The sequence below is a fragment of the Mesorhizobium sp. LSHC420B00 genome, assembly GCF_000503055.1.
GTDB lineage: Bacteria > Pseudomonadota > Alphaproteobacteria > Rhizobiales > Rhizobiaceae > Mesorhizobium.
In genome coordinates this window covers 101,177-119,427 of the sequence record NZ_AYVY01000020.1, presented here as the reverse complement: position 1 = coordinate 119,427, position 18,251 = coordinate 101,177, and the positions used below count along the sequence as shown (strand labels likewise).

Below are 18,251 nucleotides of genomic sequence, written 5' to 3'. Positions count from 1 at the left end.
GTGAAGGTCGTTCAGTGCGATGGATTGTGACCTGGAACGGTTCATCGTTTCACGGAAACGCCGAACCGTTCCATCCTTTTGTCTTGACGCAATTCCGGACGGAAAACCGTTCACACTTTTCCTGGAATTGCTCTAGTGGTCCCTGGGGCGTCTTGCCTCGAACTCGGCCTTCTTGGCATCGGAGGCCTCGATCTGGTTCAGTGCCTGCCACTCGGCATAGGCCATGCCGTAGATGATCTCGCGCGACTGGTCCTTGCTGAGTTCGACACCCTCGGCTTGCGCCGCATCGCGGTACCAGTTGGACAGGCAGTTGCGGCAGAAGCCGGCGAGGTTCATCAGGTCGATGTTCTGCACGTCGGAACGCTCGCGCAGATGCGCGACCAGCCGGCGGAAGGCAGCGGCTTCGAAATCGCGCTTTTGTACGTCGCTGAGTTCGGTCATGGCTTGTTGGCCTCCTTGGCCTCCATCATGCCGGCCCGGTGCGCGAGCCGAATATTTTCACTGCATGTATATCGGCACGTCGATCTATCGCGTCAACGATCGGCGCCAGCCGTTCGGCCCAGGCGAGCGCACCCTTCCGGTCGGCGATCAGGTCCTGGCGGATCTCGATAAGCGCATGGGCAAAGCCGTTGACGATAGCGTGCCTGAACATGGTATCGCCGCGCAGTGCGCCGTCATAGGGTTCGTTGTCGCCGACGACGAGGCTCTTGTCCTCGGCGAGCATGTCGATCAGCGGCCGCGCAACGCGATCGTCGAGATCCCATAATATGCCGACATGCCACGGCCGCACGAAGCCCTGCATGGTCGGTGTGAAGGAATGCACCGAAAAAATGAAGGGCGCCTGCGCTGACGCTTGCGCCACCGAGGCGATCATGGCGCCGACGGCGTCATGATAGGGGCGGTAAAAGCGATCCAGCCGTCTTTCGCGTTCCTCCGGCGCCATGGGATAATTTCCCGGGATGACGGTGCCGTCATAGAGCTGGCGAATCAGCGTTGGATCGTCCTCGCCGCGATTGGGGTCGATCAGCAGTCGCGAAAAATTGGCAAGCACCGCCGGAACGCCGAGCAGACTTGCGAGTTCGCGGGTTACAGTCTCGACGCCGATGTCGTAGGCGATGTGGCGGTCGAACTCCGCCGCGGGCAGGCCGAGGCTGCCATACTCCTCCGGCAGGTCGCGGCGGGCGTGATCGGCCAAAAGCACCATGCCGCGCTTGCGATCGCCTTCGACGATGTCGAAAGGCGCGAAAACTGTGGATCGGGTCATTGGCGGGAAAGGTCTGTTCGCTGGCTTCCGGGGAGGGTGGTACCGTCATTCCACGAAGAGAACGCTCGCGCAATGCCGTTGTTTGGCCACGGTTTCTGCCAAAAAACTGAGCAGGGGCGACCGTAAGCGCGCCAGAGCCTTCTAAATCGATTGGATTGGACAGATCGGCGCGTTGACATGCGTACGGACTTTTCCGAAAAGGGGCGTTGAGAGATGCAAATGTGGTTCTTGAGGGGTTTCGGGATGGGTTTCGCCGGCAGGCTGCGTGTGCGCCATGCCTTGGCCATGCCGCTCCTGATACCGGCCATGGGCCTTTTTGTGGTGATTTCGGCCTCGCCGGCACGCGCCGATTTCCGCGTCTGCAATGCCACGCAGAACCTGGTCGGCGTCGGCATCGGCTATCGCGCCAAAGCCGGCTGGATCACCGAAGGCTGGTGGCACATCGAAGGATCGAGCTGCAAGACGCTGATCGAGGGACCGTTGTCATCAAGGTTTTACTATCTTTATGCAGAAGACGCCGAGCGCGGCGGACGCTGGGATGGCCCGATCAACATGTGCGTGGCCGAAAAAGAGTTCAAGATCGCCGGCGTTACCGATTGCGTCGCCCGAGGCTTTCAGCGCGCCGGATTCCAGGAATATGACACGGGCGAGCAGGCAAGCTGGATGGTCCAGCTGACTGACGAGCCCGCAACGGATGGCGCTCCAGCCGCCCCGGGAACAAACAGTCAATGAGACGCAGCCGCAAGGTCAAGATCCTCGCCACCATCGGTCCGGCCTCCTCGTCCGAGGAGATGCTGAAGAAGCTGTTCGAAGCCGGCGCCGACGTGTTCCGCATCAATATGAGCCACACCGACCATGAATTGATGCGTACGCTCGTCGGCCGTATTCGTGCCGTCGAGGAGGCGGTCGGCCGGCCGATCGGCGTTCTTGCAGACCTGCAAGGGCCAAAGCTGCGCGTCGGCAAGTTCGCCAACGGCAAAGAGGTGCTGACCGTCGGTCAGACCTTCACGCTCGACGACAATTCCGAACCCGGCAATTCGACGAGGGTCTACCTGCCGCATCCCGAAATCCTGCGTTCGGTCGAGGCTGGTCATCGCCTGCTGATCGACGACGGCAAGCTCGAGCTCAAGGCGGTCAGCAGCAACGGCAAGGCGATCGTCTGCACCGTCGTCGCCGGCACGATCATTTCCGACAAGAAGGGCGTCAGCCTGCCCGACACCGACCTGCCGGTCGGAGCGCTGACGGAAAAGGACCGCCGGGATCTCGACGCGGTTCTGGCGACCGGCGTCGACTGGGTGGCACTGTCCTTCGTGCAGCGGCCCGAGGACCTGGCCGAAGCACGCAAGATCGCACGCGGCCGGGCGCTGATCATGGCCAAGATCGAAAAGCCGCAGGCCGTCGCCCGGCTGGCCGAGATCATTGAACTTTCGGATGCGCTGATGGTTGCCCGCGGCGATCTCGGCGTCGAGATGCCGCTCGAAGCCGTGCCTGGCATCCAGAAGCAGATCACTCGCGCCGCGCGCCGTGCCGGCAAGCCGGTGGTGGTCGCCACGCAGATGCTGGAATCGATGATCACCGCGCCGGTGCCGACACGCGCCGAGGTGTCGGACGTTTCGATCGCCGTGTTTGAAGGCGCCGACGCGATAATGCTTTCGGCGGAGTCCGCCGCCGGCGCCTATCCGGTCGAGGCGGTGGCGATGATGAACCGGATCGCCACCAAGGTCGAAACCGACCCGACCTATGCCGGCATCATCAACGCGCAGCGCTCGGAACCGGAAGCGACGGGAGCCGACGCCATCTCGCTCGCCGCCCGCGAAATAGCCGAGACGCTTAAGCTGTCGGCGATCATCACCTATACCGCGTCCGGCACAACCGGCTTGCGCGCCGCGCGCGAGCGGCCGCAAGTGCCGATCGTGGCGCTGTCGCCGATCCTCAACACGGCGCGGCGGCTGTCGCTGCTGTGGGGCACGCATTGCGTCGTTTCTCCCGATGCCATCGACCTCGACGACATGGTCGATCGCGCCTGCCGCATCGCTTTGGACGAAGGCTTCGGCAAGCCCGGCGACCGCGTCATCATCACGGCCGGCGTGCCGCTGAGGACGCCGGGCTCGACCAACATGCTGCGCATCGCCTATGTCGGATCGGAAGTCGGCCGCTAATGTCGGCTGCGGCTGCCGGATGGGCCGGCTGCATGGCGCGTCGTAAACGCGGCGCCAGCCCGGCGCGTCGACCGCAGTCGGGTTAGGATCGACGCCGAACTCCGCCAGCTTGCATCAGCCTGTGGCCGGCCGTGAAGCGGTTCGAAGGCCCTATCCGACTTGAGCTGGAAGTCAGTTAAGGTAATCTCTCCTGGGAGAAAGAGGAGGGTGATCCAATGTGGATGCGCACTGATCTTCTGGAACTCCTCGGCATTGAACACCCGATAATCCAGGCGCCGATGAGCGGCATCACCACACCGGAACTCGCGGCGGCAGTCAGCAATGCCGGGGCACTAGGCTCGCTCGGATGCGGTATTCTGCCTGCGGAGGCTATCCGCGAGCAGCTCACGGCGACGCAGCACGCCACCAATCGTCCGATCAACGTCAACTTCTTTGCGCACCCGCCGCCGGCACGCGATGATGCGGCAGCCCAAAGTATGCGCGACCGCCTTCGCGGCCGCTATGAGGAGGTCGGCCTCGGACCGGTACCCGAGCCGGGCGAGCGCTTCCCCACCTTCGATCGTGAGCGTCTCGAAATTGTGCTCGAGCTGCGCCCGAAGGTGGTCAGCTTCCACTTCGGCCTACCCGACACCGCAATTGTGCAGCAGTTGAAAGCGGCCGGCTGTACTGTCTTGTGTTCGGCTACCACCGTCTCGGAAGCGCGCCAGCTTGAGGCAGGAGGGGTGGACGCCATTATCGCGCAGGGATACGAGGCGGGTGGGCATCGCGGCACATTCACTGGCGACCCTGCTATCGGCACAGCCGGCACTATGGCCCTCGTACCACAGATTGTTGATGCCGTGCGGGTGCCTGTAATTGCTGCCGGCGGTATCTTCGACGGTCGCGGCATTGCTGCCAGCTTTGCACTTGGTGCATCTGGTGTGCAGATCGGCACGGCTTTCCTGGCCTGTCCTGAAGCCAATGTGCAGCCAGTCTATCGCGTAGCATTGCGCTCGGCCAACGACGAGAGCACGTCGGTGACTCGCTGCTTCACTGGCCGCCCAGCGCGCGTGGTGCGCAACCGGTTTGTGATGGAAATGGCTGGTGAGGAAGATGCTGCGCTGGCGTTTCCGCTACAGGCGAGTCTGGTCATGCCGCTTTCAATGGCAAAGGATGAAAGCAAGCGGGCTGACTTCTTGCCTATTTGGGCCGGGCAGGGCGTTGCGAAGCTGCGGGAGATGCCGGCCGCCGCCCTTGTGGAGAAACTCGTCACGGAAGCAAGCGGCATAGATCGGGCCGATAGGGGAGTAGGGGAGTAGGGGAGTAGGGGATGTGTTCCGGAGTGCATCTACACCACTCACATACTGCCTTACTCCCCTATTCCCTTACTGGTCTCAAATGCCTTCGCCGGCAAGCTCTTCGGAAAGTGCGGCGACCTGGTCCTGGGCGCTGCGCATCATCGGATAGATGCCGAGAACGCGCTGCCAGGCCTCGAGCGCCGACTGCTTGTGGCCGGTTTCGGCCATGATCTGGGCCAGGCCGGAAAGCGCGCCGAAATGGCGTGGTTCGAGCTGCAGGGTACGGTCGATGTCCGACATCGACTTCCCGTAGTTCTTCATCATGAAATGAACCGTGGCGCGCCGGTTCCAGCCTTCCGCATAGGTCGGCTGCAGGGTTACCACCTGATCGAGGAAATCGAGCGCAACATCGAATTTCTGGTTTTCAGTCGCCTTTTGCGACCATTGCATCATCAGGTCGATCGAGGCACTGCCCGACTGGGACCACTCGCTGCCGATGCGCCCGGCGATGCGCTCGGCCGCCTTTTCGTTGCGTTCGCGCTTGAGATCGGCAAACAGCTGATCGAGCCGCGCCTGTTTCGTCATCACAACCGGAGGTGCTGTCGGCCGATTTGCTGTCGGATCTTCAGCCCACGCCGGCAGCGAGACAGCGCTGGAAACGAAGAAAGCCGTGAAAAATGCAAAAAGAATCCGCATCGCGGGAATCTAGCCCCCGACGCCGGATCGTCAAACTGAATTTAGCGTGAGAGGCGTATCATGCGCACGGAGGCACGCAGCCTCCGGTCAAAAACTCAACCCTGGCGCGCCTTGTAGCGCGGAGCGGTCTTGTTGATGATGTAGACGCGGCCCTTGCGACGAACCAGCTGGTTGTCGCGGTGACGCGCCTTCAACGCCTTGAGCGAATTCTTGATCTTCATGGTCTTGCCCGTCGGTCTGGGCCCGGTCCCGGGCCGAACTATTAAGGCGCGCCCACAGACGCGCCTTTGAACTGTGCGTGGCTCATAGACGAGGAGCCTTGCCCGTGTCAACCGCAAGCGCGTTGCCTAAACGATACGGACCGTTTCGTATCATCGAAATACCCGCCAACGGCGCCTTGCGGCATTGCGCGGGCTTGAGACGGCTGGAATGATGCGGTTGCGAATTGGAGATCATCATGCGCCGAATTCTTGTGTCCGCCTGTCTTGCCGTCCTTGCGGCAGGTTCTGTTGCCCATGCGCAGGAATGCGACCGCAACGACGACAGCCAGCAGATGATGAACATCTGCGCCGACGCGGACTACAAATCCGCCGACGCCAAACTCAACAAGGCCTACCAGGAGCTCATCAGCGCAAGCGATGCAAAAGCCAGGAAGCTGTTGCAGACGGCGCAGCGCGCGTGGATCGCCTTTCGCGACGCGGAATGCAGCTATTCCGCCGCGGACAGCGAAGGCGGCTCGATCTATCCGATGCTGATATCGGAATGCCTGACGCGGCTGACCGACGACCGCACCAAACAGCTCACCGCCGATTCGACCTGCGCGGAAGGCGATGTGAGCTGCGCCAGCCCCGACGAGGACGAGAGCGGCGACATCCAGTAAGCGTAGGTTCTAACTTTTGTTTGAGCATGATCGTTCCCGAAAACCGGATTCCACTTTTCGGGATCATGCTCTAGCTGCGGCGGCTCACGCGCGTGAAATGGCCCATCTTGCGGCCGGGCCGCGCCTCGGCCTTGCCATAGAGGTGCAGCATCAGATCGGGCTCGGCGAGAAGTTCAGGAACGCGCCGGATGTCGTCGCCGATCAGGTTTTCCATGACGCAGTCGAACTGCCGTGCGGGATTTCCCAGCGGCAGGCCGGCGACGGCGCGGATGTGCTGCTCGAATTGCGAGATGGTGCAGGCGGCCTCCGTCCAGTGACCGGAATTGTGGACGCGCGGCGCAATCTCGTTGGCCAGCAGCGAACCGTCGGCCAGGACAAAGAATTCGACGCCGATGACGCCGACATAGTCGAGCGCTGCAAGTATCTCGGCCGCCGCCGTTTGAGCCGCAGCCGCCGTGTCGGACTTCACCCCGGCCGGCAGCGTCGAACTGTGAAGAATACCGTTGCGATGGACATTCCAGGCCGGATCGTAGGCGGCGAGCGAACCGTCGATGCCGCGCGCGGCGATCACCGAAATCTCGCGCTCGAAGGCGACGAATGATTCCAGGATCAACGGCACGTTGCCCATCGCCTCGCAAGTGCCGGCAAAGCCGCCTGTTTCCATGTTGCGGAAGACACGCTGGCCCTTGCCGTCATAGCCCATCCGGCGCGTCTTCAATATGCCGCTGCCGTTGAACTTTTTCAGCGCGGCCGTCAGTTCCTCGTCATTGTCGACGGGGCTGAAATCCGCGGTCGGTATGCCGATGCCGTTGAGGAATTTCTTTTCCGCCAGCCGGTCCTGAGCCACTTCCAGTGCGCGTGCCGGCGGATAGACCGGGACCGTGGTGGCAAGTGCCGCGGCGGCCGCAACCGGAACGTTCTCGAATTCGTAAGTAACGACGGCACTGGCCGCAGCCAGCTCGCCGAGCGCGGCCGCGTCGTCATAGGCGGCGACGATCTGCCGGTTGGCGACCTGTGCCGCCGGGCAGTCCGGCTGCGGCTCCAGCACGACGATGCGGTAGCCGAGGCGGGCCGCGGCCATCGCCAGCATGCGGCCGAGCTGGCCGCCGCCGATGATGCCGATGCTCGATCCCGCGGGCAGGCTCACGGCGCATCCGTCGGTTCGGTGGCGACCCTGGCGGTTTGGGCGGTGCGCCAGGCATCNCCAGCACGACGATGCGGTAGCCGAGGCGGGCCGCGGCCATCGCCAGCATGCGGCCGAGCTGGCCGCCGCCAATGATGCCGATGGTCGATCCGGCGGGCCGGCTCACGGCGTGTCCGTCGGCTCGGCGGCCACCTTGGCGGTCTGCGCGGCGCGCCAGCTGTCCAGCCGGGCGGCAAGCTTTTCGTCGCTCAGCGCCAGCACCGCGGCGGCCAGAAGGGCGGCGTTGGCAGCGCCGGCCTTGCCGATGGCCAAAGTGCCGACCGGAATGCCGGCCGGCATCTGCACGATCGAAAGCAGCGAATCCTGGCCGGACAGCGTCTTCGATTCCACCGGCACGCCGAACACCGGCAGTGGCGTCATCGCTGCCGTCATGCCCGGCAGATGCGCCGCACCGCCGGCACCGGCGATGATCACCTTGTAGCCGGCGCCCTTGGCGCCCTTGGCGAAGTCATAGAGCCGGTCGGGAGTGCGGTGGGCCGAGACGATCAGCCGCTTGTGCGGAATGCCAAGCGCCTCAAGCGTTTCGGCGGCGTGGCGCATCGTCGCCCAGTCGGACTGGCTGCCCATGATGATGGCGACGTCGGCGCGGTGATTGTCCAAGCTTCTGCTCCCCGGCGGCAAACGCGCGCATTAGCGGAAATCGAGGGGAGCCGCAAGGATAGGAGCGTCCCGCACTCGGGCGAATGGCGCCATCGCTACCTAATCCGGCCAGCGCAAAGCCCCGGCAGACTGCTTGCGAGCGGACTTCATCGCATCCGCGGGCCGCTCAGCAGCGCTCAACACCGCCCGCAGGCGCTCGGCGACGATCTCCGCCTCGCCGGGGTGCAGATTGCACGGATCAAGGAAGAAGTGGCCGCGCTCGACCTCGTGGTTGCGAACGATAATGGGGGGCGAACCCGCCGCCAGTGCCGAGGCCAGCCCGGCGGCGGTGAACCGGCTTTCGGGCGCAACAAACACCTGCAGGCGCTCGAGAGGATTTCCGGTCGGATCGGGAATGATGTTTGCTGCGATGCCGGGCAGGCCCTGCAATGCGGTTTGCCACAGATGCAGTGCGGCCTCTTCCCGCTGGCGGATGCCGGCATGGTCGCGCCGTTCCCAGGCTTCCAGGGCCGCCATGGTGCCGGCAATGCTCTCCTTGCCGACCTTCATGGCGCGCGCAACGCCGCGGTTCTGGAGATAGGCGGCCCGCACCAGATCCTTGCGGCCGGCAACGATGCCGCTTGTCGGCCCTGAGAGAAATTTGTGCCCGCTATAGACGACAATGTCGGCGCCGCGCGCCAGAAAGCCGCGCAAATCGTATTCCGAGGCGGCGTCGACGATCACCGGCACGCCCTTGGCGTGGCAGATCTCGCAGAACTCTTCGAGCGAGAGCATGCCGTATTGCACGGTGTGGTGCGCGACGACGTAGAGGGCTGCCGCCGTCCGGTCCTGGATCGCCTCGCCTACATGATAGTCCTGCGTAACGCTGACCGTGCCGGCGGGCACTGCCTTGGCTCCGGCAAGCCGGATCGACTGGTCGATCGGCGCGCCATAATTGACGATGTGGCCAAGCTGGACGATGACCTCCGATTTGAGGCCCTCGGTGTCGTCCGGCAGCCGCTCGATCGCAAGAAGGCTGGTTCCGGTCATCGCGCCGGCAATCGCCATGGTTATGCCGCTGGCGCAGCATGCGGTGATAAAGCCGGCCTCGCCGCCGGTGAGGCGTGCAATCACCGTGCTTGCGGCGCGCTGCAGATCGTCCATCTCGACCCATTGCGAGGCGATTTCCGACATTGCGGCAATCGCTTCCGGCACGATGATCGAAGCGCCGAGCGCCGTCATCGTTCCGGAAACATTAATGATCGGGCGAAGGCCGAGCCGTTCGCGGATTGTCGTATTGGAACGGTCAGCGGAATAGGTCGTCATCTCTGTAGATCCTGTTTTCAGGCGGCGATCTCGACGACCGCCTCGATTTCAACTGTGATGTTGCCCGGCAGCGAGCCGACACCGATCGCGGAACGGGCGTGTCCGCCAAGCGTATCAAAGACGGCCGCGAAAAGATCGGAACAGCCATTCACCACCTTGGGGTGCTCGCTGAATGTCGGCGTTGCATTGACAAAGCCAAGCAGCTTGACGACGCGCACGATGCGGCCGAGGTCGCCGGCCGCGGCATGCATGACGGCGAGCAGGTTCAGGCCGGTGAGACGGGCATGCCCATAGGCCTCCTCCACGGAGACATCCTCGCCAACCTTGCCGGTGCAGAGCGCGCCATCAGCGCGCAACGGCCCCTGGCCGGAGAGGAAGATCAGCCGTCCGCTCTCGGCATAGGTGACGAAGTTGGCGATGGGCTTCGGCGGCTCGGGCAGCGTCAGGCCCAATTCCGCGAGCCGGATGTAAGGCGTCATAAAAGCTCCTTGCGACAGCTTTCGCCGTCCGGTGTCAAAAATGCGAGGCGCGAAACCGCGCCAGGAAGCTGCGAAGGCGTTCATTGTCGAAGTCCGCAGCCAGGATCTCGGCGGGAGGTCCGACGGCACTGACGCCGCCATCCGCCATGAAAACGATGCGGCTCGATGCATCGCGTGCAAAAGCCATCTCGTGCGTGACCATCAGCATCGTCATGCCGTCTTCGGCGAGGCTGCGTACGACCTCGAGCACCTCGCCAACCAGTTCGGGGTCGAGCGCCGAGGTTATCTCGTCGAGGAGCAGGATCTTCGGCTCCATCGCCACAGCGCGGGCGATGCCGACGCGCTGCTGCTGGCCGCCGGAAAGCTCGGCCGGCAGACTGTCGGCCTTGTGGGCGAGCCCGACCCGGCCGAGCCAGTGCTCGGCAATGGTGCGGGCCTCGGCATTGCTCTTGCCGCGCACCTTGCGCAGGCCGAGCATGATGTTGCCGGCCGCAGTCAAATGCGGAAACAGATTGAAGCTCTGGAACACCATTCCGGTCTCGGCGCGCATCGCCGCCAGGTCGCGCTCGCTGCGTCGCTGGCGTGTTCCCGCCTCGCGGTAGCCGACCTCTTTACCGTCGATACGGATCGAGCCGTTATCATAGCTCTCCAGGAAATTGACGCAGCGCAGCAGGGTGGTCTTGCCGCTGCCGGATGGGCCGATGACCGTCACCACCTCGCCGCGCGTCACCTTGAGGCTGACCGAGCGCAGGACCTCGACGGATCCAAAGGCTTTGGAGACCTCGGAGATATCGAGAAGCGCCGGATTTGCGTGCGAGGCTTTGGACATCTTGTTATTCCCGGATGAAGGAGAAACGCCGCTCCAGCCGCCGGCTGGCCAAGGAGAGGGCGTAGTTGACGGCGAAGTAGACGAGCGCGCCGAGGAGGTAGAGCGGCATCGCCTCATAGGTGCGGCCGATGACCTGGTTGATCGCTTGCATCAGGTCGGTGATGCCGAGCAGCGAGACCAGCGCGCTGCCTTTCACCGCGTCGGTGACGCCGTTGATCCAGGGCGGCAGGAAGCGCCTGAACGCTTGCGGAAAAATGACGTAGGCCAGCCGCTGGCGGAAGGTCAGCCCGATCGCCATCGCCGCCTCGGACTGACCCTTGGGAATCGAGCCGACGGCGCCCCTGAGATACTCGACGACTTGTGCGGTCTTGAAGAGGGTGAGGGCGAGTACGGCCGCCCAAAAGGACTCAAGATGCAGTCCCACCGCGGGCAGGCCGTAATAGACGAAGAAGATCAGCACCAGGATCGGAATGCCGCGTATGGTGTCACTGAAGATGCGCACTGCCCAGCGCAGCGGAGCCGGACCATAGACGAGGCCGACACCCATCAGCACGCCGGCGATAAGCGATAACACTACGACCAGCAGCGACACCCACAAGGTTACGGCAAAGCCTTGGGCGAGGAACGGCAAGGCGTAGATGATCTGGCTCAGCATGTCAGCGCGCCGCCTTGAACCGGCGCTCGACCAGCCGCAGCGCGAAAAGCAGCGCGTAGCCGGTCAACAGGTACATCGCAGTCACCACCAGATAGACCTCGACAATGCGGAACGTGTTGAAGTTGATCCACTGGGCGCCATAGGTGAGCTCGGGTACCGAAATGACCGACGCCACCGACGTGTCCTTGAAGAGCGATATGAAAGTGTTGGAAAGCGCCGGCAGCGTTATGCGCAGCATCGTCGGCAGGCGCACATGGAGCAGCCTTTGCCATGGTGTCAGGCCGATTGCCTTGCCGGCGTCGAGCTGTCCGCGCGGCACCGCCTCGAGCCCCGAGCGAAATACCTCGACCAGATAGGCGCCGCTGTAGAGCGACAGCGTGGCAATGAACGAGGTTTGCGCGCTGTAGGCGATATCGACCACGGTCGGCAGGCCGTAGAAGACCAGGTAGACGAGCAGGATCAGCGGCACGTTGCGGATGAACTCGACATAGCCCGCGATGACGGTCCGCACCGCTCGCCCGGCCGACACGTACCAGACCGCCAGAAGCAGCCCGATGACGATGCCGATCGCGATGGAGATGACGGCCAGCTCAAGGCTGAGCAGCAGCCCCCCCCAGAGCTTGTCGAAATGCCGCCAGATCAGGTTGAAGTTGAGGGTATAGCCCATGCGTCCTGCTTAGTGCCGACAGTCCGGGAACGAGGCGGAAGGGCGCCGGAGGCATCCTTCCGCCTGATGGATCAGATAACCGGGAATCCAGGATGGCGGGCCGGCGGCTCCTGTCCGAAATAATCCTTGAACGCAGCGTCGTAGAGTGCCGTTTCATGGCCGAACATGGCGATGGTGAAGGTCTGGTTGACGAAGGTCAGCCAGTCGAGGTCGCCCTGCCGCAGTGCGGCACCATAAAGCATCGAGAACCAACTCTTGCCGGCATCGAAGTATTTGTCCGGATTGCGCGAGGCGAGCCAGCGGACCGTCGACAGATCGACGGCGGCGGCGTCGGATCGTTTCGATTCCAGTGCCTGCAGCACGTTGGCCTGCGTGTCTATCTGCATCACCTGCGCCTCCGGCAGGACGATGCGCACGTTCGCCTCGGCATCGACGTTTTGCAGGATGGAAATCCGGGTCGCCGAACCGGCGGCAAGCAGCTTGTCGAAGGTCTTGTTCTCTGCGTTCGGAAGGGTCAGCAAGGCGATGCCTTCGACGTAGTAGGGCCTGGAGAAGTGGATCAGCTGCGAGCGCTGGGCGGTCATGGTCATGAACTGGATGGTGATGTCGACCTTGTTGGTGGTCACGTTCGGAATGCGCTGAGCCGGATCCTGCATGACGAATTCGACTTTGGTCGGATCGTCGAAAAGCCCCTTGGCGAGAATGCGACCCATGGTTATGTCCATGCCCACCAGTTCGCCGGCATCGTTCTCGAAGTGCCAGGGCGCGTTGGTGCTGCCGGTGCCGACGATCACCTTGCCGCGCTCGAGAACGGTGCGCAGCAGGCTGTCAGGCGCTGCCTGGGCCGCAGCTTTCTGGACATCGACCGCAGTGGCGGCACTCATCACTCCGGCCGTTGCAAGCCCGGCCATTCCCAGTTTCAGAAATTCACGCCTTTTGGATGTGTCGTTCACGGCGACCTCCTTCGTGTTGTGTTCCCCGTTGGACCAGCAGCGCAGGCATCGGTTGCAACTGACGTCATTGTCCCTTACAAGGGATGCCTGTACTCTGTACAAGACAGATTAACATCAGGAATCGATAATGCAAGAAGGCAATGCCTTGGCCGCTCGACCGGACGCCGGTCTGGACGAAGACAAGAATTCGGGCTCGCGGGAGAAGGGCCTCAACCGGGTCCTCCAGATTCTGGAGTTTCTCCACGCGACCCAGCGCGCGATCGGCATTGGCGATCTTGCCAGAGGGGTGAACGCACCGCGGTCGACGACCTATACGCTGGTGCGCTCGCTGGTCGACGCAGGCCTGCTGGAGATGGCCGGAGACGGCAATCGGGTCTATTTTGGAAAGAAGCTCTATCTCTACGGAATGGACTATGTGCGGGGCAACGACCTGCTCAGGCGAGGGCGCCAGGAAGTCGACCATCTGTCACGCGAGTCCGGCGAGACCTCGGAGCTGTGCATGCTGCAAAGCGGCCGCTACACCATCGTCCATTCAAGCCCGGGAACCAGGCCATTCAGGATCAGCTCGGCGACGGGTCTGCAAATACCGCTTCCCTGGACAGCTTCCGGGCGGCTGCTCCTCGCCGGCTTCGACAGGGCAGCGATCGAGGATATGGTCTCGGAAGACGACCTCGTACTGCCGGACGGCCGCAGGTTGCAGCTCGACGATTTCATAGCCGATATCGCGGTGGCCAAGTCGGCCGGCTACTGCGTCACCTCCGGCCTTGTCGATGCCTACACGAAATGCCTGGCCGCGCCGGTCTTTTCGGCGCCGGGCAGGGTCGAGGCGACGATGTGCCTGGTGGTTCCCATCGATACCTCGACCGAAAAGACCGATGACCTGATAGAGCTGTTGCTCGAGCGCGCCGCGCGGCTTTCGATCGCGGCATAGGCCGCCTTTTCAGCAGGCCAGCGCCGGCGTCCATTCAAGCGATAATGTCTGGAATGATCTTGTCTTCCAGCGCCATCAGCCTGTCCTTCAGGAAAAGCTTCTTTTTCTTCATGCGCTGGATCTGCAGCGGGTCGCAATTCATGGCGATCATCGCATTGATGGCCGCGTCGAAATCGGCGTGTTCCTGCTTCAGCCGGGAATATTCGAGGCGGATATCTGCCTGTTCCTGATCGGACATTTTTACCGTCTGCACGTCTGCGGCGCCCAAACTATGGGCCTGATTGGGCGGGACCGGGGGTCTTCTTGCACCGGCGCGCAGCCCATACCACATTTCATATTGTCGTGGAATGCTACCACGCAGCATTCGACATCGGTGCGCGATGGTGGCACACTGTCATTATGCCGTCACAGAAGCGAGCCTGCGGTGGACGTGCCATGACGGCTGCAATCCGAGGAAACCATGAAAGGGAGAACCAATCATGTCTCTTGCATCCCATCTTGATGAGCTGCAGCGGAAACACGGCGACATCGAACGCGAAATCGACGATGCGATGACCCATCCGTCGGTAGACGACCTCGAAATCGTGAATCTCAAGCGGCGCAAGCTGGCGCTCAAGGACGAGATTGAAAAACTGAAGGCGAAACCGACGACGCATTGACGCCCATCCAGGACTAGCTGCGCCGCCTGGCGCGCGATTTCTTTCCGGTGGCATGTCTCTATGCTGCCGGAAACGCTTATGGATTTGCGGCAAGCTGCCGTCTTGCCATTTCCGATTTGCTAGGTCTGCGCGCCAGTCGCCATTGACAAGCCATCTTTGCTCCTCCACCTCATGCCCGGACCTTCAAGATTAAAGGCAGCCGGCATGACCGGATATTTTTCCTCACCCTTCCCGCGCCGCAGGTCGGTCGGTGTCGACGTCGGCGGCGTGATGGTCGGCGGCGGCGCCCCAGTCGTCGTCCAGTCGATGACCAACACCGACACGGCCGATGTCGACCAGACGGTGGCGCAAGTGGCGGCGCTGCATCGCGCCGGCTCCGAGATCGTGCGCATAACGGTCGACCGCGACGAAAGCGCTGCCGCTGTGCCGGCCATCCGCGAGCGACTGGAGCGGCTCGGGATCGACGTGCCGCTGGTCGGCGATTTCCATTACATCGGCCACAAGCTCCTGGCCGATCATCCGGCCTGCGCCGAGGCCTTGGCCAAGTACCGCATCAACCCCGGCAATGTCGGTTTCAAGGACAAGAGGGATCGGCAGTTCGCGGCGATCGTCGAGATGGCTATCCGATACGACAAGCCGGTGCGCATCGGTGTCAACTGGGGTTCGCTCGACCAGGAGCTGCTGACCCGGCTGATGGATGACAACCAGGCCCAAGGCTTTCCGCTGACCGCGCAGGAAGTGATGCGCGAAGCGATCGTGCAGTCGGCGATCCTGTCGGCCGAAATGGCCGAAGAGATTGGCCTTGCGCGCGAGAAAATCATCCTCTCGGCCAAGGTCAGCGGCGTGCAGGATCTGATCGCCGTCTACACCGAGCTCGCCACCCGTTCCAACCATGCGCTGCACCTCGGCCTGACCGAGGCCGGCATGGGCTCGAAAGGCATTGTCGCATCATCGGCTGCGATGGGCATCCTGCTCCAGCAAGGCATCGGCGACACCATCCGCATCTCGCTGACGCCGGAGCCGAACGGCGACCGCACACGCGAAGTGCAGGTGTCGCAGGAGCTGTTGCAGACCATGGGCTTCCGGCAGTTCGTGCCGATCGTCGCCGCCTGCCCGGGCTGCGGCCGCACGACCTCGACCGTGTTCCAGGAGCTTGCCCAGAACATCCAGGCCGACCTGCGCAAGAACATGCCGGTGTGGCGCGAACAATATCCCGGCGTCGAGAACCTCAAGGTCGCGGTGATGGGTTGCATCGTCAACGGTCCGGGTGAATCCAAACATGCCGATATCGGCATTTCGCTGCCCGGAACCGGTGAGACGCCGACCGCCCCGGTGTTCGTCGACGGCAAGAAGGCGGCGACCCTGCGCGGCCCGTCGATCGCCGCGGATTTCGAGAAAATGGTTTCCGACTACATCGAACGGCGGTTTGGCCAACACGGCAAAGCCGCGGCGGAGTAGTTCGATGCGGCGTTTGCTTGGGGCGACGCTGGTTGTCATTTGCTGGCTGGGCTGGGCGACAGCCGTCCAGGCCGATCCGCCGCGGCCCGCCAAGCAGAAGCTGATCGATCGAGTTTGCGATCTTATCGAGACGCATGCCGACCAGAACGGCCTGCCCCGGGATTTCTTTGCCCGGCTGATCTGGAAGGAGAGTCGCTTCGATCCCAATGCGGTCAGCCCCGTCGGTGCGGAGGGTATCGCCCAATTCATGCCGGGTACCGCCAAGATGCGCGGGCTCGCCAATTCGTTCGATATCGAGCAGGCTATCCCGGCCTCGGCAAAATACCTCGCCGAAATGAAGACCGGCTTTGGCAATCTGGGCCTCGCCGCAGCCGCATACAATGCCGGCGAGAGCCGGGTGACGCGCTGGCTGAATTCCGGCGGCTTCTTGCCGATGGAGACCGAAAGCTACGTTTTGGACGTCATGGGCGAGCCGGCCGACAGGTTCACCGATGCCGCGTATGCCGGCGTCATCCGGCCGCTCGACAAGAAGGCGAGCTTCGCTGCCGCCTGCCGCACGCTGCCGGTGATCATGTCCAGAACCGTGCCGATGTCGTCGATCAACATCAAGCCATGGGGCGTGCAGGTGGCCGGCAATTTCCGCCGCGCCGCGGCGCTCAATCAGTGGAGCAATGTGAAACGGCGGTTTCCAGCCTTGCTCAGCGGTCGCAATCCGGTGGTCAGCCGGGTGCGCACACCGATCGGCAGGCGCGGCATCTATGCGGTGCGGATCGGCGCCGACACCAAAGCCAAGGCCGACGATATTTGCCAGAAGCTGCACAGCGTCGGCGGCGCATGCATTGTGGTGCGCAACCGGTAAAGCCATATGTCGGCGCGTTTCGCGCCATTGCTGCCCATCTCGCTCCCGCTGGGCGCTTCATCTTCGACACGCGATCACATTTTCCGTGAACCCTTAAGCAGAACCGTCAGGCAGGTCTTGCATCGTCGTTGATGCGGGGTAAGGTCCCCGCGATTTTTCGCGAAAGGGATCAGCATGGCCGACTTCAAGACACTGGACGACATCGGCAATATCAGCGGCAAGCGTGTGCTGGTGCGTGTCGACCTCAACGTTCCCGTCACTGAGGGCAAGGTCACCGACGCCACCCGCATCGAGCGCATTGTACCGACCATCGCCGAGCTGTCCGGCAAGGGCGCCAAAGTCATCCTGCTTGCACATTTCGGTCGTCCCAAAGATGGACCGGCGCCGGAATTCTCGCTCGAGCCGATCGCCAAGGCGACGGCGGACGTGCTCGGCCGCCCGGTTGGCTTTGCCACCGACTGCATCGGCGACAAGGCCGCGAGCGCCGTCGCCGCCATGGAAAGCGGCGATGTGCTGCTGCTCGAGAACACCCGCTTCTACAAAGCCGAGGAGAAGAACGACCCGGCCTTCACCGAAAAGCTCGCCGCCAACGGCGACATCTTCGTCAACGACGCCTTCTCCGCTGCGCACCGCGCCCATTCGTCGACGGAAGGGCTGGCGCACGTGCTGCCGGCCTTCGCCGGGCGCACCATGCAGGCCGAGCTCGATGCGCTGGAAAAGGGCCTCGGCAATCCCGTCCGCCCGGTTGTCGCCATTGTCGGCGGGGCCAAGGTCTCGACCAAGATCGACTTGTTGATGAACCTGGTGAAGAAGGTCGACGCGCTGGTCATCGGCGGCGGCATGGCCAACACGTTTCTCGCGGCACGCGGCACCGACGTCGGGAAATCCTTGTGCGAGCACGATCTCGCGACCACCGCCAAGCAGATCATGATCGAGGCGGCCGAGGCCGGCTGCGCCATCATCCTGCCCGCCGACGCCGTTGTCGCCAGGGAGTTCAAGGCCGGTGCCGCAAGCGAGACCGTCGCCATTGCAGACGTACCAGCCGACGGCATGATCCTCGATGTCGGCGCGAAAACCGTGAAAACCATTGCCGAATGGATCGACCGTGCCGCGACGTTGGTCTGGAACGGGCCGCTCGGCGCCTTCGAGATCGAGCCGTTCGACCATGCGACGGTGGCGACGGCCAGGCACGCGGCAGCGCGCACCAAGGCCGGCAGGCTGGTCTCGGTGGCCGGCGGCGGCGATACGGTGGCCGCCCTCAACCATGCCGGCGTCAGCGATGATTTCACCTATGTCTCGACGGCCGGCGGCGCTTTCCTCGAATGGATGGAAGGCAAGCCCTTGCCCGGCGTCGACGTCTTGAAGCGCTGAGCGCG

Annotated in this window: 22 protein-coding genes; 9 read left to right on the top strand and 13 right to left on the bottom strand. The window is 63.2% G+C overall.

What is annotated here, in order from left to right; genetic code table 11:
- Positions 1-132 precede the first annotated feature (132 nt).
- Together X760_RS63635 and X760_RS63630 are read right to left on the bottom strand one after the other, a co-directional pair.
- A complete protein-coding gene (locus X760_RS63635) occupies positions 133-441 on the bottom strand; it encodes a DUF1244 domain-containing protein (protein ID WP_023721000.1) in 309 nt (102 codons plus the stop codon).
- 25 nt (positions 442-466) lie between these two features.
- Positions 467-1,264 carry an N-formylglutamate amidohydrolase gene (locus X760_RS63630; protein WP_023720999.1) on the bottom strand — a complete coding sequence of 266 codons (798 nt, stop codon included), beginning with the start codon at positions 1,262-1,264 and terminating at the stop codon, positions 467-469.
- A gap of 285 nt (positions 1,265-1,549) precedes the next feature.
- On the opposite strand from X760_RS63630, the gene X760_RS63625 reads away from it, so the two are divergent.
- The 3 genes from X760_RS63625 to X760_RS63615 all read left to right on the top strand — a co-directional run bounded on the left by X760_RS63625 (position 1,550) and on the right by X760_RS63615 (position 4,721).
- On the top strand, positions 1,550-1,996 hold the full coding sequence (locus X760_RS63625; protein WP_245278666.1) for a DUF1036 domain-containing protein: 447 nt from the start codon (positions 1,550-1,552) through the stop codon (positions 1,994-1,996).
- Positions 1,993-3,423 carry a pyruvate kinase gene (gene pyk, locus X760_RS63620; protein ID WP_023720997.1) on the top strand — a complete coding sequence of 477 codons (1,431 nt, stop codon included), beginning with the start codon at positions 1,993-1,995 and terminating at the stop codon, positions 3,421-3,423. The genes X760_RS63625 and pyk overlap by 4 nt, the downstream gene beginning before the upstream one ends.
- 215 nt (positions 3,424-3,638) lie before the next feature.
- Positions 3,639-4,721 carry a nitronate monooxygenase gene (locus tag X760_RS63615; RefSeq protein WP_023720996.1) on the top strand — a complete coding sequence of 361 codons (1,083 nt, stop codon included), beginning with the start codon at positions 3,639-3,641 and terminating at the stop codon, positions 4,719-4,721.
- A gap of 75 nt (positions 4,722-4,796) precedes the next feature.
- Here X760_RS63615 and X760_RS63610 read toward each other — a convergent pair whose 3' ends face one another.
- On the bottom strand, positions 4,797-5,396 hold the full coding sequence (locus X760_RS63610; protein ID WP_023720995.1) for a hypothetical protein: 600 nt from the start codon (positions 5,394-5,396) through the stop codon (positions 4,797-4,799).
- Positions 5,397-5,491: 95 nt separating this feature from the next.
- Positions 5,492-5,617, bottom strand: coding sequence for a type B 50S ribosomal protein L36 (ykgO, locus tag X760_RS63605; protein WP_006327841.1), 126 nt, complete (start codon positions 5,615-5,617; stop codon positions 5,492-5,494).
- A 236-nt stretch (positions 5,618-5,853) separates the two neighbouring features.
- Between ykgO and X760_RS63600 the strand changes: the two genes are divergently transcribed.
- A complete protein-coding gene (locus X760_RS63600; protein ID WP_023720994.1) occupies positions 5,854-6,276 on the top strand; it encodes a lysozyme inhibitor LprI family protein in 423 nt (140 codons plus the stop codon).
- Positions 6,277-6,346: 70 nt separating this feature from the next.
- Here the strand turns inward: X760_RS63600 and X760_RS63595 are convergent, their stop codons facing one another.
- The 8 genes from X760_RS63595 to X760_RS63560 all read right to left on the bottom strand — a co-directional run bounded on the left by X760_RS63595 (position 6,347) and on the right by X760_RS63560 (position 12,968).
- The gene (locus X760_RS63595) at positions 6,347-7,423 is read right to left on the bottom strand and encodes a 5-(carboxyamino)imidazole ribonucleotide synthase (RefSeq protein ID WP_023720993.1); all 1,077 of its coding nucleotides are present in this window, start codon (positions 7,421-7,423) and stop codon (positions 6,347-6,349) included.
- 159 nt (positions 7,424-7,582) lie between these two features.
- Positions 7,583-8,080, bottom strand: coding sequence for a 5-(carboxyamino)imidazole ribonucleotide mutase (gene purE, locus X760_RS63590; RefSeq protein ID WP_023720992.1), 498 nt, complete (start codon positions 8,078-8,080; stop codon positions 7,583-7,585).
- 99 nt (positions 8,081-8,179) lie between these two features.
- Positions 8,180-9,385 carry an aminotransferase class V-fold PLP-dependent enzyme gene (locus X760_RS63585; protein ID WP_031194547.1) on the bottom strand — a complete coding sequence of 402 codons (1,206 nt, stop codon included), beginning with the start codon at positions 9,383-9,385 and terminating at the stop codon, positions 8,180-8,182.
- 17 nt (positions 9,386-9,402) lie between these two features.
- The gene (locus X760_RS63580; RefSeq protein ID WP_023678474.1) at positions 9,403-9,864 is read right to left on the bottom strand and encodes a RidA family protein; all 462 of its coding nucleotides are present in this window, start codon (positions 9,862-9,864) and stop codon (positions 9,403-9,405) included.
- A gap of 34 nt (positions 9,865-9,898) precedes the next feature.
- Positions 9,899-10,693, bottom strand: coding sequence for an amino acid ABC transporter ATP-binding protein (locus X760_RS63575; protein WP_023720990.1), 795 nt, complete (start codon positions 10,691-10,693; stop codon positions 9,899-9,901).
- Positions 10,694-10,697: 4 nt separating this feature from the next.
- Positions 10,698-11,348: an amino acid ABC transporter permease gene (locus tag X760_RS63570; protein ID WP_023720989.1), complete on the bottom strand. Its 651-nt coding sequence runs from the start codon at positions 11,346-11,348 to the stop codon at positions 10,698-10,700.
- A gap of 1 nt (position 11,349) precedes the next feature.
- Positions 11,350-12,015 (bottom strand): amino acid ABC transporter permease, encoded by a 666-nt coding sequence (locus tag X760_RS63565; RefSeq protein ID WP_023720988.1) that lies wholly within the window; start codon positions 12,013-12,015, stop codon positions 11,350-11,352.
- Positions 12,016-12,086: 71 nt separating this feature from the next.
- Positions 12,087-12,968 (bottom strand): transporter substrate-binding domain-containing protein, encoded by an 882-nt coding sequence (locus tag X760_RS63560; protein ID WP_031194546.1) that lies wholly within the window; start codon positions 12,966-12,968, stop codon positions 12,087-12,089.
- A 127-nt stretch (positions 12,969-13,095) separates the two neighbouring features.
- Here X760_RS63560 and X760_RS63555 point away from each other — a divergent pair, with 127 nt between their 5' ends.
- A complete protein-coding gene (locus X760_RS63555) occupies positions 13,096-13,899 on the top strand; it encodes an IclR family transcriptional regulator (protein ID WP_023720986.1) in 804 nt (267 codons plus the stop codon).
- A 34-nt stretch (positions 13,900-13,933) separates the two neighbouring features.
- Here X760_RS63555 and X760_RS63550 read toward each other — a convergent pair whose 3' ends face one another.
- Complete coding sequence (locus tag X760_RS63550; RefSeq protein WP_023678480.1) at positions 13,934-14,137, bottom strand: YdcH family protein; 204 nt, start codon at positions 14,135-14,137, stop codon at positions 13,934-13,936.
- 241 nt (positions 14,138-14,378) lie between these two features.
- On the opposite strand from X760_RS63550, the gene X760_RS63545 reads away from it, so the two are divergent.
- The 4 genes from X760_RS63545 (at position 14,379) to X760_RS63530 (ending at position 18,246) form a co-directional block, all read left to right on the top strand.
- Positions 14,379-14,558 carry a YdcH family protein gene (locus X760_RS63545; protein ID WP_023678481.1) on the top strand — a complete coding sequence of 60 codons (180 nt, stop codon included), beginning with the start codon at positions 14,379-14,381 and terminating at the stop codon, positions 14,556-14,558.
- Positions 14,559-14,762: 204 nt separating this feature from the next.
- Positions 14,763-16,016: a flavodoxin-dependent (E)-4-hydroxy-3-methylbut-2-enyl-diphosphate synthase gene (gene ispG, locus X760_RS63540; protein ID WP_023720985.1), complete on the top strand. Its 1,254-nt coding sequence runs from the start codon at positions 14,763-14,765 to the stop codon at positions 16,014-16,016.
- A 4-nt stretch (positions 16,017-16,020) separates the two neighbouring features.
- Positions 16,021-16,875, top strand: a complete 855-nt coding sequence (locus X760_RS63535) for a lytic transglycosylase domain-containing protein (protein WP_023720984.1) — start codon at positions 16,021-16,023, stop codon at positions 16,873-16,875.
- A 174-nt stretch (positions 16,876-17,049) separates the two neighbouring features.
- Entirely contained in the window at positions 17,050-18,246 is a 1,197-nt protein-coding gene (locus X760_RS63530) for a phosphoglycerate kinase (protein ID WP_023720983.1), read from the top strand.
- The last annotated feature ends 5 nt before the right edge of the window (positions 18,247-18,251 follow it).

What these genes read in the sequence shown, in the direction of transcription:
- X760_RS63635 (WP_023721000.1), bottom strand. Translation starts at nt 441, where the DNA reads ATGACCGAACTCAGCGACGTACAAAAGCGCGATTTCGAAGCCGCTGCC.
- X760_RS63630 (WP_023720999.1), bottom strand. Translation starts at nt 1,264, where the DNA reads ATGACCCGATCCACAGTTTTCGCGCCTTTCGACATCGTCGAAGGCGAT.
- X760_RS63625 (WP_245278666.1), top strand. Translation starts at nt 1,550, where the DNA reads ATGCCGCTCCTGATACCGGCCATGGGCCTTTTTGTGGTGATTTCGGCC.
- pyk (WP_023720997.1), top strand. Translation starts at nt 1,993, where the DNA reads ATGAGACGCAGCCGCAAGGTCAAGATCCTCGCCACCATCGGTCCGGCC.
- X760_RS63615 (WP_023720996.1), top strand. Translation starts at nt 3,639, where the DNA reads ATGTGGATGCGCACTGATCTTCTGGAACTCCTCGGCATTGAACACCCG.
- X760_RS63610 (WP_023720995.1), bottom strand. Translation starts at nt 5,396, where the DNA reads ATGCGGATTCTTTTTGCATTTTTCACGGCTTTCTTCGTTTCCAGCGCT.
- ykgO (WP_006327841.1), bottom strand. Translation starts at nt 5,617, where the DNA reads ATGAAGATCAAGAATTCGCTCAAGGCGTTGAAGGCGCGTCACCGCGAC.
- X760_RS63600 (WP_023720994.1), top strand. Translation starts at nt 5,854, where the DNA reads ATGCGCCGAATTCTTGTGTCCGCCTGTCTTGCCGTCCTTGCGGCAGGT.
- X760_RS63585 (WP_031194547.1), bottom strand. Translation starts at nt 9,385, where the DNA reads ATGACGACCTATTCCGCTGACCGTTCCAATACGACAATCCGCGAACGG.
- X760_RS63580 (WP_023678474.1), bottom strand. Translation starts at nt 9,864, where the DNA reads ATGACGCCTTACATCCGGCTCGCGGAATTGGGCCTGACGCTGCCCGAG.
- X760_RS63575 (WP_023720990.1), bottom strand. Translation starts at nt 10,693, where the DNA reads ATGTCCAAAGCCTCGCACGCAAATCCGGCGCTTCTCGATATCTCCGAG.
- X760_RS63570 (WP_023720989.1), bottom strand. Translation starts at nt 11,348, where the DNA reads ATGCTGAGCCAGATCATCTACGCCTTGCCGTTCCTCGCCCAAGGCTTT.
- X760_RS63565 (WP_023720988.1), bottom strand. Translation starts at nt 12,015, where the DNA reads ATGGGCTATACCCTCAACTTCAACCTGATCTGGCGGCATTTCGACAAG.
- X760_RS63555 (WP_023720986.1), top strand. Translation starts at nt 13,096, where the DNA reads ATGCAAGAAGGCAATGCCTTGGCCGCTCGACCGGACGCCGGTCTGGAC.
- X760_RS63550 (WP_023678480.1), bottom strand. Translation starts at nt 14,137, where the DNA reads ATGTCCGATCAGGAACAGGCAGATATCCGCCTCGAATATTCCCGGCTG.
- X760_RS63545 (WP_023678481.1), top strand. Translation starts at nt 14,379, where the DNA reads ATGTCTCTTGCATCCCATCTTGATGAGCTGCAGCGGAAACACGGCGAC.
- ispG (WP_023720985.1), top strand. Translation starts at nt 14,763, where the DNA reads ATGACCGGATATTTTTCCTCACCCTTCCCGCGCCGCAGGTCGGTCGGT.
- X760_RS63535 (WP_023720984.1), top strand. Translation starts at nt 16,021, where the DNA reads ATGCGGCGTTTGCTTGGGGCGACGCTGGTTGTCATTTGCTGGCTGGGC.
- X760_RS63530 (WP_023720983.1), top strand. Translation starts at nt 17,050, where the DNA reads ATGGCCGACTTCAAGACACTGGACGACATCGGCAATATCAGCGGCAAG.